Genomic DNA, 13675 nt, shown 5'->3' with positions numbered 1-13675 from the left:
GTGACACGAAAGCTAGAGTTGTTCGTATGGTGAAGGAACGCGGCCGCAAGGTCATCGCGCAGAACCGCAAGGCGCGGCACGACTGGGCGGTGCTGGACACCTACGAAACCGGCATTGTGCTGACCGGTACCGAGGTCAAGAGCCTGCGCCAAGGCAAGGCGCAGCTCGTCGACGGCTTCGCCACCGTCGACGACGGCGAGGTCTGGCTGCGCAACGTGCACATCCCGGAGTACACCGAGGGCACGTGGACCAACCACGAGCCGCGCCGGTCCCGAAAGCTGCTGCTGCACAAGCACGAGATCATCCGGTTGATCGGCAAGATCAAGGAGAGCGGGCTGAGCCTGATCCCGATGACGCTGTACTTCAGCGACGGGAAGGCGAAGGTCGAACTCGCCCTCGCACGAGGCAAGAAGGCCCACGACAAGCGGCAGGACCTGGCCAAGCGCGACGCGGACCGCGAGATGCAGAAAGCCATCGGGCGCGCTCGTAAGGGCATGCGGTAGTGCCGCCGCGCAGCGACGCGGATGTGCCGACCTGGGTGGCGGAGCTGGGGCTGCCCGGGCTGGTCGACATCCACACGCACTTCCTGCCGGAGCGGGTCCTGCGCAAGGTCTGGGCCTACTTCGACGCGGCGAGCACGAACTACGGCTTCGAGTGGCCGATCCACTACCGGTACGCCGAGGAGGCCCGGGTCCAGGCGCTCCGCGATCTCGGGGTGACGACCTTCGCTCCGCTGGTCTACGCACACCGGCCCGGCATGGCGGCCTGGTTGACGGACTGGGCGATCGACTTCGCCGGGCGCACTACCGACGCGGTGCCGACGGCGACGATCTTCCCGGAACCCGACGTCGCGGACTACCTGGCCAAAGCGCTCGACGCGGGGGCGCGGTGCGTGAAGGTGCACGTCCAGGTCGGCGCCTTCGACCCGCGCGACGAGTTGCTCGATCCGGCGTGGGGACTGCTCGCCGAGGCAGGTGTGCCGGCCGTGGTGCACTGCGGCGACGGCCCGCTGAAGGGCGAGCACACCGGGCTCGACGTGTTCGAAGGAGTGCTGCGGCGCCACCCACGGCTGCTCGCGGTGCTGGCGCACGCGGGCATGCCCGACTACGGAGTGGCGCTGGATCTCGTGGACCGCTATCCGGGCGTGCACCTCGACACCACGATGGTCGGAACCGCATTCACCGAACAGATCGCGCCGCTGCCTGAGGACTGGCCGGCCAGACTGGCCGCCCACGCCGACCGGATCGTGCTGGGCACCGACTTCCCGAACATCCCGTACCCGTACGCCGAACAGCTCGCGGCCATCGCGAACTGGGCCGAAGCAGACGACCGCCTCGGCGCGGACTTCCTGCGTGCCGTGCTGCACGGCACGCCGTCCCGGCTGCTCGGACTCTCTTCTTGATCGTTTAAGGGATATGGGAATGATCGCCGGGACGCGAGGCGTTATGCTGGTGTACACCGGTTCGAAAGCCGAGCCGGCTGCAAGGGGGTGAACGGTTTCGACTCCGTACGTTGATCCAAGGGAAGCGTGCCGGTGCAGGCGGGAGACCACCGTGAGAGTCGCCGCAATTGAATAAGCGCCGACAAGAGTCAGCGCGAGTTCGCCCTCGCCGCCTGAGCGAGGAGCGACTCTGTCGGACCGGGATCGCCTCCGACCCGGGATCCGGCATCATTTAGGAGGCTCTTACCGCCAGGTCCGGTCGCGGGACCTGGTGGGACATCGAACAGCGACTGGGCTTGTCACACCGGCTAGTTCGCGAGACCGGTGAAGCCGAGCAGAGACACAGCGGACTGCGCACGGAGAAGTCTTGGTTAGGCGACGGAGGACCCGGGTTCGATTCCCGGCACCTCCACTTCGGTGGGAGGCGAGTGCTCGCGTAGAGCGCTCGCCTTTCCTCGTTTTCGGATCATTTTGGGGGGCCGAGCCCCCCAAGCCCCCCACGGTGCGAGGGGCACCTTTCGCGGGCTCCTTGCCTACCGAGCGTTCCCGGCCTGGTCGGGGACCAGCACACACCCTTGTGTCGGCCCTTCGGGGGGTCGCGCCTTCGGCTCTCCGTTGTGATCGTGGCCTTTGGGTGTGCGGAGCTTGGGGTGTCGCCGGTGCTCGTCTTTGGTTCGGGTTGAGCGTTGGGCGCGGCGGCTCGTTCGTTGCGTCGGGCGCGGCGGTTGGGCTGTCGCGGCGGGTGGCCGTTGCTTGCTGGTGGCGTTTGGGTTGGCGCTGTGGTGGTCGGCGTAATCGTCGTCGTGGGTGCCGTTTTCGGGCGCGGTGACGTGGCGATCGATCTTGTCTTTGGTTTCGGTGATCTTGGCCTTGATGCCGGTGAGTTCGGCTTGTTCGGCTTGTTGGGTTTGTTGTCCGGCGTGGTGTTGCCGCCGGGCTTCGGTTGCCGCTTCGGCGATTAGTTACGTGGTGGTCGCGGTAGGACCGGGCGACGGCGTCGGGCATGGCTGCCTCTGCGGCGTCGGTGTTGAGGCGGCAGCGCGGCGCTGGTGAGGGGCCTGGACTTCGGAGATCTGGGGTCGGCGTACCGGGCGCTCTTCTTGGTCGGAACTCGTACTGGTGAACGAGCGCTTGTTGGGTTACGCTTCAGCTCCCTTTCGCAATTCAAGATGTTTATTCCGGATTGTGGAATTCGTTGGGAGTTCAGTTCTGTCGCCGGCCGTCTGCGGGCGGCCCTCATCATGCGACGTCACATCGGAGGTAGCGCTGTGGAAACAGCATCCGGCCGGTCTCAACGATCGCCCGACGGCAAGGTCACGTTCTCCGATCAGATCGAGAGCGCGTACAGCCGAATCGGCGTCACCAGTGCGCACAAGCAGATCTTGTTCATGATCCTCCTCGGCATCTGGTTCGACGCCCTGGAGCAGAACGCGGTCGGCCTCACCGGTCCCGTGTTGAAGGAGTCCTGGGGGCTCGGTGGGGCCGAGATCGGCTTCCTCAACACGATGACCTTCACTGCGACCGCCCTGGGACGGCTGGTCACGGGCGTGATCATCGACCGGCTGGGCCGGCGGACCATGCTGATGGTCAACCTGATCGTCTTCGCCTGCGGTTCGTTGCTGTGCGCCCTGGCGCCGAACTACGCGGTGCTGGCCGCGGGCCGCTTCATCGTCGGTTTCGGGCTCGGCGGTGAGATCTCGGTGGCGGTCATCATGATGGCGGAGTTCTTCGCCGCCCGGCACCGCGGCACCGCGGTCGGACTGATCAACGTGACCGCGGCCGGTCTCGGGAACATGCTGGCGCCGCTCTTCGGCATCGTGGTGTTCGCGATCTTCGATGGTCCGGACAAGTGGCGCTGGATCTTCGGTCTGCTGTTCCTCCCGGCCATCCTGATCATGTTCTTCCGTCGCTACGTGCCGGAGACTCCCCGATTCCTGGCCGCCAGCGGGCGGATCGACGAAGCCAACATCGTGATCAACCGGTTGGCCCGGGCCCAGCTGAGCGGACCGATCGAGAACCCGGAGCAGTTCCTGACTCAAACCGGCGCGCAGGAGCCCGGGCAGCAGCCTCGCTCGGACTGGCGCGCCGTGCTGCGGGGCCGGCTGCTGCGCCGCACGTTGCTGCTCACCGTGGCCGTGTGCATGTCCTACGCCGCGCAGATCTCGATGCTGACCCTGATGCCCACGATCCTGGTGGCCACCGGCTACAACCTCACTTCCAGCCTGGGCTTCACCCTGCTGATGCAGTCCGGTTCGCTGGCCGGCGCGATCTTCGCGGCCCTCGCCGCCAGCCGGCTGCCCCGCAAGAAGGTGCTCACCGGCGGTGCCATCCTCGGCTGCCTGGCCGGTCTGTCGATCGCCCTGTTCTCCGGCAACATCGCTCTGGTGCTCGTTTTCGGCTTCCTGTTCAACTTCGCGTTGATCATCCTGAACACCACGATCTGGCTGTTCGCCCCGGAGCTCTACCCGACGCGGGTTCGGGGCATCGGAACCTCGATCATCCTGGCGATGGGATCGCTGTCCGGCGGCCTGTTCCCCTTGGTGTCCGGCTTCGTCTTCGACGCCAGCGGCCTGACCGGCATGTTCACGCTGCTGGCCGCGCTGTTCGTGATTCTCGGCATCGCGGTCCAGTTCCCGCCGGAGACCTTCGGCAAGCCGATGGAGGAGGACGAGCAGATTGTCCACGCCTGAGACCGGACGGGTACTCCTGGTCAACCCGAACACCAACCGGGCCACCACCGAGATGATGCGCGCGCTCGCCGCGAGATCGCTGCACGGCAGCGGGCTTGGCGTGGACGGGATCACGGCGGCCGCCGGCCCGTCGATGATCGTCGACCCGGTGGCGCTGAAGGAGTCCGAGAGCCACGTTCGTGATGCCGTGCTGCGGGCGCTGGATGCCGCCGAGGAGGGAGGTCACCGGTATCTCGCCGTGATCGTCGCCGCGATCGGGGACCCGGGCCGCAGCCAGCTCGATGAGGAGCTCGACCTGCCGGTCGTCGGAATCGGCCAGGCCGCCATCCTCGCCGCGGGCCAAGCGGGACGCCGGTTCGGCATGGCCACCAGCACGCCCCTGTTGGTGGACTCCCTCGCCGCTCTGGTCGCCGAACACCGGATGTCCCAAGGATTCACCGGGGTTCGGTTGACCGAGTCGGAGCCGCTGGTACTGGCGGCCGACCCCGAGCAGCAGTTCGCCGAACTGGCCGCAGCGGTCGACCAGTGCACGGAGGCGGACGGCGCCGACGCGGTGATCATCGCGGGTGGGCCGCTCAGCGAGACGGCCCGCCGGATCGCGGACTCTCGCACCTGCGAGATCGTGGAACCCATCCCGAGTGCGGCCAGGTGGGTGTTGCAGGAGCTGCGACTGTCCGGGCTCTGAACCGGGTCCGACCACTCGCGGTCGTCGATTGGGCGGAGGCGGTCGTCTCCTCGCCGTTCTACGGCGGGAGGCGACCGCGCTCGCGCGAATAGTCCTAGATGGACAGTCTTGTTAAGGCTCTGCTGTCGTTCGGGATGATCATCTTTCTGTTGGTCACTCGGGGTTGGTCGGGCTTTTCCCGCGCCAGAGGACTGTGATGGTTGCTAGGCCCGCTATTGCGGGGAGTGCTCCTAGGGTTGCGTGGAGGGGTGGGATTACGTTTGCGTACTCGCCTCCGGTGAGGGTTAGGTTCATCAGGGCCGTCGTGGCTCCTAGGGCGAACAGTGCCGTTGATGCCGCTCGTGACCAGCGGGTTTGCTTCTTCACTCCGCGGATCGTCCACAGCCAGCCCGCTGTTCCGAGGACTCCGATCGTCGCCAGGTAGCCCGCTATTGCGTTGCGGTCCATCGCGATCAGCTCTTCCGGCCAGTTCGGGTAGGCCTCTCGCACGTGGGCGCTCAGGGCGTCCACCGTTGCGATGTCGAGCAGGGGCGCCAGCGTTGCGATCGCCGTGAGTGTCAGTCCGGCGTACATGAACCGGGTTGCTTTTCTCGTTGGGGGCGCTTCGGTGGTCTGCATGGTTCCTCTTCTGGCCGACCTGATTCTTACGATGTAAGTTTTGTGCTCGCCACGGTAGACTTACGGTGTAAGAAGTGCAACCGCTTTGGAGGGGTGCCATGCCGGCCAGTCGCACTCGTGGTCAGCGCGCCGGGCTGACGCGTCGCGCCGTGTTCGAAGCGGCCATGGCGCTGGCCGATCGCGAGGGCCTGAAGGCTTTGTCGATGCGCCGGCTGGGTTCTGAGCTAGGCGTGGAGGCGATGACCCTCTACCACCACGTGTCCAACAAGGACGCCCTGTTGGACGGGTTGGTCGAGCAGCTCCTCGCCGAGGTCGTGGTGTCTCGGCTCGACGGGGAGTCGTGGCAGGCCGGGCTGCGCGACTACGCGCATTCCCTGCTGGCCGCGCTGCTCGCGCATCCCAACGTGGTTCCGCTGGTCGTCTCGCGTCCCGCCGTCACGTCGCAGAATCTGCGGATGATGGAGGATGCGCTCGATGCGTTGCGCGCCGCGGGTTTTTCGCTGGACGTCGGGTTGGACGTGCTGCACTCGTTGGCCGGATTCGTCGTCGGGCACGTCGTGACCGGCGGTCGGCGGGATGCTGTCGAGCAGGTGCGACATCTGTCCGATGTGGACGCTTCGGAGTTCCCGCTGTTGGCCGAGGCCGCCGCTCGGGTTGAGCGGCGGCAGGGCTCGAACTCCCGCTTCGACTTCGCGCTCGATGCCATGCTGGCCGGGCTCGAAGTCGCCCGGACTTCGGGCCGGTAGGGCTCAGGCGACTTCGCCGCCGACTCCCGAGCGCCCCTGGGGGACGCCGACCAGGTGCACGGACACGTCTTCCCGGATCTGGTCGCCGAACACCTCCGTTGCGGCTTCGGTTATGGACGTGATCAGCACTGCCGGGTCGAAGCGGGTCAGGCCCGCTTCGCGCATGTTCAGGGTGATCTGCACCGCCTCTCGCGTCGCCGGCGCTCCGCCGGAACCCCAGCGGTGGCGCGGGATTCCGAACAGTTCCACGACCACCAGTGGCCGGAAGTTCTCGCCGTAGACCTCGGTCGCCGCGTTGGTCAGGGCTTCGATGAGCTTTCGCTCGGTGCTTCCGTCGAGCATCTCTTCGTGCAGTTTCGCGGTGAAGTGCGGCATGGTCGGCCTCTTCGGTCGTCGTAGCATCGATGGAGGAGCGGTTTTGCTTTGAAAGCAAAACTTCTTTGCAAGCAAAGCTATTGGTTGGATGTGGTGGATGTCAACGAAGGACCGCGATCCGGGTGTCGACGATGCGATCCGGGCGCTGCTGCTGCTCATGCCGCGGCTGGTCGGGCGCGCCAAACGGCTGCGGATCCCCGACGAGCTCCAGTCGCTCGCGCTGGCGCCGCGGCACCTCTCGCTGCTGTCCTACCTGCTCTTCGACGGGCCGATGACGGTGAACGAGCTGGCCACCAGGCTGGAGGTGGCGCCGACGACGGTGAGCCTGATGGTCGGCGAGCTGAGCCGCAAAGGCGTTCTGGAGCGGCGGGAGGACGAGGCGGACCGGCGACGCCGGATCGTCAGCATCACTGATGAGATGCTGCCCGCGATCGACGGCTGGCTGGCCCGTGGCGCCGCCGCATGGCGCAACGCGCTCGCGCCGCTGACGCCGGAGCAGCGGCGGATGTTCATCGACACCCTGCACGCCTACGAGCTCGGCGTCGCCGACGAGTCCTGAGGTCGTCAGGCCGGGAGGGCCGCCCACGGGTCCACCGGGACGACCCTGGTGCTCCGGCCCTCGTCGTCGAGGATGCGGCCGTGGACCTTGGTCGTGCGCAGGACCAGCTTCCGGTCCACCACCTCGGCGTCGGGGTGGTCGTGGGCGATCCGGATCAGTAGGTCTTCCAGGTGGTTCAGCGAGCGCAGGCCCACGATCAGGCCCAGGTTCGTCGGGCTCGCGACCGCCGCGCAGTGCCGGGTTTCCGGCCAGCCGCCGAGGGATTTGCCGATGCGCTGCACCTCGGTGTCCGGCACCGCCAGCCACAGCAGAGCCATCGCGTGCCAGCCCGCCAGCGGCCGGGCCACGTCGCAGCGGAATGCGATGTCGCCGTGGCGGCGGAGCCGGTCGAGGCGGCGCTTCACCGCCTGCGGCGAGGTGTTCAGCTCTGCCGCCAGGCTCGCGTAGCTGCGCCTGCCGTCGTGGCCGAGCGCCAGGAACAGGGCCCGGTCGGCGGCGCCGAACGGCCGGATCTCGCGCGGCCTCGGCCCGACCGCTTCGCGGACCTGCTCGGCCTGGCTCCGGTTCATCACGCCGAGCCGCCAGATGATGCCGCCGAAGGTGCTGCCGAAGACGTGGCTGCGGACCTTGGTGACCTCCGCCGGCACCGGCAGGGTCCGCAGCAGCACGTTGGAGATCGCGCCCAGCGTCGGCGCCATGACCAGTGCGAAGACCTGGTACTCGCCGGTGGTCACGCCGACGGTGATCACGTGCGGCAGTTCGGCGAGCTGCTCGGCGACCCGCAGCTCGGTGCCCGGCGCGCAGGCGAACTCCACGGTCGCGCCCTTCGCCGAGCTGTTGCCCAGCGCCACGGTGATCCAGGCGGCGCCGGCGTCGGTGAGCCGCTGCCAGCGGCGTGCCAGCGTGATCGGCGCCAGCTCCAGCACCTCCGCCAGCGCGGTCCAGCTCGCTCGCGGATTGATCTGCAGGGCGTCCACCAGCGCGAGATCCACTTCGTCCAGCACCGGGCGGCCTCCTCGCACGTGACGGCCGGATGACGGCGGCGTCGTTTTCCGACATTCAAACCGCACCTCGCGGAGATATCCATCGTTCTGCGGTTGTTGTGACGAGATTTCCCCACGCTGCATCGCATGGTGAGCGGCGAACAGCGATTCGAACTGGTCCTGGCGGGTGCGCGGGTGATAGACCCGGAGACCGGCCTGGACGAGATCCGCGACGTCGGCATCAGCGGCGGCCGGATCGCGGCCGTCTCGGCGTCCCGGCTGACCGGCGATGCGGTCGTCGACGTCTCCGACCGCGTGCTCGCGCCAGGCTTCATCGACATGCACAGCCACGCGCAGACGATCACCGGGCTGCGGCTGCAGGCCCTCGACGGCGTGACCACGGCGCTGGAACTGGAAGCCGGTGCGCTGCCGGTCCGGACCGCCTACGCCGAGGCGACCGCCGAAGGGCGGCCGATCAACTTCGGCTACTCCGCGGGCTGGGCGCTGGCCCGGATGCGGCTGCTCGACGACGCTGCGCTGGGCACGTCGTTCGACATGTTCTCGAAGAACCAGGGCGCGCCGAACTGGCGCCGGCCCGTCGGCGCCCGCGATGTGGCGCGGGTGCTGGACCTGCTGGAGGAGCAGATCCACGACGGCGCCCTCGGCATCGGGGTGCTCGTCGGCTACGCGCCCGACTCGGGCCGCGACGAGTACTTCGCGGTGGCCTCGCTGGCCGCGCGGCTCGGCGTGCCGACGTTCACCCACACCCGCTTCATCTCCACCGAGGAGCCCGGGACCTCGCTGGAAGGCGCGCTGGAGGTGATCTCGGCGGCGGCCGGGACCGGCGCGCACATGCACATGTGCCACCTCAACAGCACGTCGAACCGGATGATCGACGACATCGCGGGCGCGGTGGACCGCGCCAGGGGATACGGCCTGCAGGTCACCACCGAGGCCTACCCGTACGGCTCGGCGTCGACGGTGATCGGTGCGGCGTTCCTGGCGCCCGAGCTGCTGCACCGGCTCGGGATGGTGCCGAAGAACATCCTCTGCCTGGCCACGGGGGAGCGCGTCGCGGACGCCGCGCGGCTGGCGGAGCTGCGGGAAGCCGATCCCGGCGCGCTGATCCTCTTCGACTGGCTCGACGAAACCGATCCGGCGGACCTGGCGACGCTGCAGCGCTCGTTGCTGTTCGCCGACACCGCGATCGCCTCGGACGCGGTGCCGCTGGCGGGGCAGGACGGCGACGCCTGGCCGGTCGCCGACGATGTCCTGACGCATCCGCGCAGCGTCGGCTGCTACGCCCGGACGTTCGGCTGGCTGGTCCGCGAGCTCGGCGTGCTGTCGCTGGCCGAAGCCGTCCGGCGCTGCACGCTGCTGCCGGCGCAGATCCTCGAAACCGCGGCGCCCGCGATGAAGCGCAAGGGCCGGATCCAGGTCGGCGCGGACGCCGACATCGTGGTGTTCGACCCCGGCGCTATCGCCAGCGGCGCCACCGCAACCCGGGTGCGGCCCTCCACCGGGATCGACCACGTGCTCGTGGGCGGCACCTTCGTGGTCCGCGACGAGCAGATCCAACTCGACCGCCTGCCCGGCGAACCGATCTTCGGTCGCCACCGCAACCGCATGGAGCAACCATGACCAACACCGCCGTGGCACCCGACGCCCTCTACCGGCGGGTGGGTTGGCGGATCCTGCCGCTGCTCATCCTCTGCTACACCTTCGCCTACCTGGACCGCGTCAACATCGGGTTCGCCAAGCTGCAGATGCAGGAGGACGTCGGGATCAGCGAGTCGGTCTACGGGCTGGCCGCCGGGATCTTCTTCCTCGGCTACGTGATCTTCGAGGTGCCCAGCAACCTGCTGCTGACCAAGATCGGCACCCGCAAGACGATCTTCCGCATCATGATCCTCTGGGGACTCACCTCGGCGGCGATGATGTTCGTCAGCGACGCGACGTCGTTCTACGTCCTGCGCTTCCTGCTCGGCGTGTTCGAGGCCGGCTTCGCGCCCGGCATCATCTTCTACCTCACCTACTGGTACCCGCCGGCCCGGATGGCCGCGGCGGTGGGGCTGCTGATGCTGCCCGGCCCGATGGGCTCGATGCTCGGCGGTCCGGTGTCCTCGTGGCTGATCACCCACTTCGAGGGCGTCGCCGGATTGCACGGCTGGCAGTGGATGTTCCTGCTGGAAGGCCTGCCGTGCGTGGTGCTCGCGGTCATCGTCTGGATGACGCTGGCCGACACCCCGGACCAGGCGAAGTGGCTCAGCACCGAGGAGAAGGAACTGCTGCGCCGCGACCTCGCGGTGGACCAGGACAAAGGCAAGCACGACTTCCGGCAGGTGCTGCGCGACCCGCGCGTCTACGCCCTGGCGATCGGTTACTTCTGCCTGATCAGCGGCCTGTACGCGGTGAGCTTCTGGCTGCCGACCATCCTGAAGGAGAACGGGCTCACCGACACCGTCACGATCGGCCTCTACTCGGCGCTGCCGTATGCGTTCGCGATCGTGCTGATGATCGTGCTGGGGCGGCGTTCGGATCGCACCGGCGAGCGCCGGCTGCACAGCTCGATCACCGCGCTGATCAGCGCGATCGCGCTCGCCGTCGCGGCCTTCACGGCCAGCAGCTTCGCGGTTTCGCTGATCGCCATCATCGTCGCCACGGCATGCATGTGGGCGTCGTACTCGGTGTTCTGGGCGATGCCGTCGGCCTACCTGAAGGGCACGGCGGCGGCCGGCGGCATCGCCCTGATCAACAGCATCGGCCTGCTCGGCGGGTTCATCAGCCCGACCCTGATCGGTTTCGTCAAGGACGCCACCGGGAGCACCGTGGTGGGCCTGCTCTCGATCGTGGCCCTGCTGCTGATCGGCAGCGTCGCGATCTACGCCAACCGGCTTCCGGCGAGCTGAGGCCGGAGCTGCCGGCGCCGGGCGACCAGGCGGGCGATCAGGACGACGAGCTGGCACAGCGGGGAGGGGAAGCCGAGGGCCAGGCCGATCGCGATGTCGATCAGCGGCGCGGCCACCGTCGCGGCGAAGACGCGGTTCGAGGCGGTCGGCAGCTTCTCCTTCGCCGCCCAGCCGGTGCGGCGCCAGGGCTTGGCGACGGACAGCCACGCCTGGAAGGCGATCGCCGAGGCCATCAGCGCGGTGCCGACCAGCAGCGCCGGCGGCGGCGCCAGGCCCGCCCGGGCGGCTTCGACCGAGCCTTTCAGCGCGTCGGAGAGGAGGAAGATCCCGGCGTAGAGCTGGACGATGGTGATCGCGAACTTCGCCAGCACCCACCAGTTCCGGAAGAAGCCCCAGGGCGTCGACGCCGCGAGCATGAAGCCGGTGAACGCCGCGGCGTTGGCGAAGGGCGCGAGCAGTTGCGTGTCCACCACGTGCGCCATCGAGGTCGCGCCGATCCGGACCGCGGGATCGTCGCTGGTGGTGCTCGTCGCCAGCAGGGTGAAGAGGACCAGCGCCTGGGCCATCCAGCCGACGGAGGTGATCACGTGCAGCCAGACGACGGCCTGCCGCCACCGCTGGGAGTTTCGCTTCGACACCGCACCAGACTGCGGACCGCCTCACCTGCGGACATCCGGCGGCGCCCCGGGAATCTCCCCGATCCGGCCCCTAGGGTTCGCTACTCGGTGACCCAGGCGCCGTAGAGGCACGGGCCCACGACGATCGCGTTGTGCTCTTCGGCGTCCGCGAGCAGGCGTTCGGTCAGCGTGTCCGGGGCGACGTCTTCGGCCGTGGCGATCCCGAGGCGCTTCATCGGCGGCACGATGCCCTGGACGATGTTCGACCAGCCGAAAGCGGCCGAGCGCGAGCCGCCACCGGCGACCGCCTCCATCGTCATCTCCGGTTCCGGCAGGCCCGCGTCGCGGAACGCCGAGAGCCCCATGCGCAGGTCTGCGCCCGCACCGGCGAAGGCGTCGGCGAGCCACGAGCGAATCTGCTGCCGCAGCGGCGTTTCCACGACTCCGGCATGGCTGCACCCCCGGTCGGCGGCACGGTCGGCCGACCACTATCCGCCCTGGTAGCCCGGGGCTTGGAAGATCCCCCGGTCAATGCCTGGCCCGCAGCGCGGCGAGCAGGCCGATCGCGGCCACCACCGCGACGGCGATCGCGTAGGCGTTGGCGGTCACGCCAAGCCCGACCTGCGTCACGGCGATGCCCGCCGCCACCGCCGGGAGGCTGAAGGCCGAGTAGTTGACCGTGTACACCGTCGCGAACAGGGCCGCCCGGCTGTTCGGCTCGGCCAGCTGGGACACGCCGCCGAACGCGCCGAGGAACGCGGCGCCGAAGCCGAATCCGGTGATCACCGTGCTGCCGAAGAACAGCGGCGCCAAGGTCGTGGCCAGCGCGACGAGGGTGCCGGCCAGGCCCACCAGCAGCGTCGGCACGCCGGCGATGATCGCGGTGCGCGGGGCGACGCTGCGGAACGCGACCGATCCGATCGCGCTCGTGCCCATCAGGCAGCAGACCACGAAGCCGCCCACCAGGTGGTTGGTGATGCCCAGCAGCTCGATGGCCAGGGACGGGCCCAGCGACATGTAGAAGCCGGTCATCGACCAGGTGGTGATCAGGATCGGCACCACGGTGAGGAACCGGCCGCGGGCGTCGGTGGGCACGCCGATCGTGGGCCGCAGCGAAGCCAGCGCACCGGGCCGTCGCGGCGACGTCTCGGGCATCAGCGCGATGCCGACGGCGGCCACCGCGCACGCCGCGAGGAGCAGCACGTAGACCAGCGTGGTCGGGGCGGGCGCGTACTCGACGAGCAGGCCCGAGCCGATCGCGCCGGCACCGAGACCGATGCCCGGGGTGGCGGTGTTGATCAGCGGGGCCAGCTTCGGGCGGAGGTCGACCAGGCAGGCGCTGGTCGCGCCGGTCGCCAAACCCGTTGCGAGGCCTTGCAAGATGCGTGCCGCCAGCAGCCAGCCGCTGCTGTCGGCGGTGATGAACGCGAGCATCGCGACGGCCTGGGTGGCGAGCGCGGCGAGCAGCGCCGGGCGGCGGCCGATGTGATCGGACAGGGCGCCGACGGTGACGAGCGCAGCGAGGAGTGCGATCGCGTAGACCGCGAAGACCACCGTGAGCGTGATCGCGGAGAAGTGCCATTCGGCCTGGTAGACGGAGTAGAGCGGGGATGGGGCCGCGGCGGCGCACATGAAGGCGAGCAGCGTGGCTGCGAGGGTCCAGAACGCGGCGGTGCGTGACAGACGTCCAGGGCGGGGCTCGTCGGTAGCCTGGGCTTGCGGGGCCGGCGGGGCAGAGGTCACCAGTTCTCCTACGCGGGTGTCGACGTTCTTGGAGACGCCGCCCGGCGCCGGACAATTCCTGCTGCGGCCCGCATTTCCATCCAGTGGGCGCGGAAAACGCCCGATTCCAGGCGAAATCGGACATCGCTGCCGACGTTGGGCCGGTTTCCGATTCTGCCTGGAAGGTCGTTCCAGAATCGTTCCGCCCGCCTCATCCGAAGGTGCCCGATGCCTGACACCGGCGGCGGTTTCGCGCGAAACCGGCATCCCGCCCCACGAGGAGTGGCGGTTTCGCGCGAAACCGGCGCCCTGCGTCCCGGACGGCCACGG

Annotated in this window: 15 protein-coding genes and 1 other RNA gene; 10 read left to right on the top strand and 6 right to left on the bottom strand. The window is 68.7% G+C overall.

Features of this window, described 5'->3' with window-relative positions:
• The first annotated feature begins 26 nt into the window (after positions 1-26).
• From smpB to BLW84_RS06110, 6 genes are all read left to right on the top strand, one after another.
• Positions 27-503 (top strand): SsrA-binding protein SmpB, encoded by a 477-nt coding sequence (smpB, locus tag BLW84_RS06135; protein WP_093262246.1) that lies wholly within the window; start codon positions 27-29, stop codon positions 501-503.
• Positions 503-1402, top strand: a complete 900-nt coding sequence (locus BLW84_RS06130; protein WP_093262244.1) for an amidohydrolase family protein — start codon at positions 503-505, stop codon at positions 1400-1402. Before smpB ends, BLW84_RS06130 begins: the two co-directional genes overlap by 1 nt.
• An 83-nt stretch (positions 1403-1485) precedes the next feature.
• Positions 1486-1856: a transfer-messenger RNA gene (gene ssrA, locus BLW84_RS06125) on the top strand.
• Positions 1857-2220: 364 nt separating this feature from the next.
• Entirely contained in the window at positions 2221-2403 is a 183-nt protein-coding gene (locus BLW84_RS06120) for a hypothetical protein (protein WP_093262242.1), read from the top strand.
• A gap of 87 nt (positions 2404-2490) precedes the next feature.
• Positions 2491-4131 (top strand): MFS transporter, encoded by a 1641-nt coding sequence (locus tag BLW84_RS06115; RefSeq protein WP_218157209.1) that lies wholly within the window; start codon positions 2491-2493, stop codon positions 4129-4131.
• Complete coding sequence (locus BLW84_RS06110; protein WP_093262240.1) at positions 4118-4816, top strand: aspartate/glutamate racemase family protein; 699 nt, start codon at positions 4118-4120, stop codon at positions 4814-4816. The genes BLW84_RS06115 and BLW84_RS06110 overlap by 14 nt, the downstream gene beginning before the upstream one ends.
• A 153-nt stretch (positions 4817-4969) precedes the next feature.
• Here the strand turns inward: BLW84_RS06110 and BLW84_RS06105 are convergent, their stop codons facing one another.
• A complete protein-coding gene (locus BLW84_RS06105) occupies positions 4970-5434 on the bottom strand; it encodes a hypothetical protein (protein ID WP_093262238.1) in 465 nt (154 codons plus the stop codon).
• 98 nt (positions 5435-5532) lie between these two features.
• On the opposite strand from BLW84_RS06105, the gene BLW84_RS06100 reads away from it, so the two are divergent.
• Entirely contained in the window at positions 5533-6180 is a 648-nt protein-coding gene (locus BLW84_RS06100) for a TetR/AcrR family transcriptional regulator C-terminal domain-containing protein (protein WP_093262236.1), read from the top strand.
• 3 nt (positions 6181-6183) lie between these two features.
• On the opposite strand, the gene BLW84_RS06095 is transcribed toward BLW84_RS06100, so the two are convergent.
• Positions 6184-6555, bottom strand: coding sequence for a tautomerase family protein (locus BLW84_RS06095; RefSeq protein WP_093262234.1), 372 nt, complete (start codon positions 6553-6555; stop codon positions 6184-6186).
• Between the two features lie 97 nt (positions 6556-6652).
• On the opposite strand from BLW84_RS06095, the gene BLW84_RS06090 reads away from it, so the two are divergent.
• The gene (locus BLW84_RS06090) at positions 6653-7114 is read left to right on the top strand and encodes a MarR family winged helix-turn-helix transcriptional regulator (protein ID WP_093262232.1); all 462 of its coding nucleotides are present in this window, start codon (positions 6653-6655) and stop codon (positions 7112-7114) included.
• A 5-nt stretch (positions 7115-7119) separates the two neighbouring features.
• Here the strand turns inward: BLW84_RS06090 and BLW84_RS06085 are convergent, their stop codons facing one another.
• Positions 7120-8118 carry an Lrp/AsnC family transcriptional regulator gene (locus BLW84_RS06085; RefSeq protein ID WP_093262230.1) on the bottom strand — a complete coding sequence of 333 codons (999 nt, stop codon included), beginning with the start codon at positions 8116-8118 and terminating at the stop codon, positions 7120-7122.
• A 126-nt stretch (positions 8119-8244) separates the two neighbouring features.
• Between BLW84_RS06085 and BLW84_RS06080 the strand changes: the two genes are divergently transcribed.
• Positions 8245-9738 (top strand): amidohydrolase family protein, encoded by a 1494-nt coding sequence (locus BLW84_RS06080; protein ID WP_093262228.1) that lies wholly within the window; start codon positions 8245-8247, stop codon positions 9736-9738.
• A complete protein-coding gene (locus BLW84_RS06075) occupies positions 9735-11006 on the top strand; it encodes an MFS transporter (RefSeq protein ID WP_093262226.1) in 1272 nt (423 codons plus the stop codon). The genes BLW84_RS06080 and BLW84_RS06075 overlap by 4 nt, the downstream gene beginning before the upstream one ends.
• Here BLW84_RS06075 and BLW84_RS06070 read toward each other — a convergent pair.
• From BLW84_RS06070 to BLW84_RS06060, 3 genes are all read right to left on the bottom strand, one after another.
• The gene (locus BLW84_RS06070) at positions 10979-11572 is read right to left on the bottom strand and encodes a hypothetical protein (RefSeq protein ID WP_245760982.1); all 594 of its coding nucleotides are present in this window, start codon (positions 11570-11572) and stop codon (positions 10979-10981) included. The genes BLW84_RS06075 and BLW84_RS06070 overlap by 28 nt on opposite strands.
• Positions 11573-11724: 152 nt before the next feature.
• On the bottom strand, positions 11725-12063 hold the full coding sequence (locus tag BLW84_RS06065) for a hypothetical protein (RefSeq protein ID WP_093262222.1): 339 nt from the start codon (positions 12061-12063) through the stop codon (positions 11725-11727).
• A gap of 88 nt (positions 12064-12151) precedes the next feature.
• On the bottom strand, positions 12152-13366 hold the full coding sequence (locus tag BLW84_RS06060; RefSeq protein ID WP_245760960.1) for an MFS transporter: 1215 nt from the start codon (positions 13364-13366) through the stop codon (positions 12152-12154).
• Positions 13367-13675 lie beyond the last annotated feature (309 nt).

The sequence above is a fragment of the Saccharopolyspora shandongensis genome (assembly GCF_900106995.1).
Taxonomy (GTDB): Bacteria; Actinomycetota; Actinomycetes; order Mycobacteriales; family Pseudonocardiaceae; genus Saccharopolyspora; species Saccharopolyspora shandongensis.
Note: the sequence above shows the minus strand (reverse complement) of the source record. Positions and strands in the feature narration are given on the sequence as shown.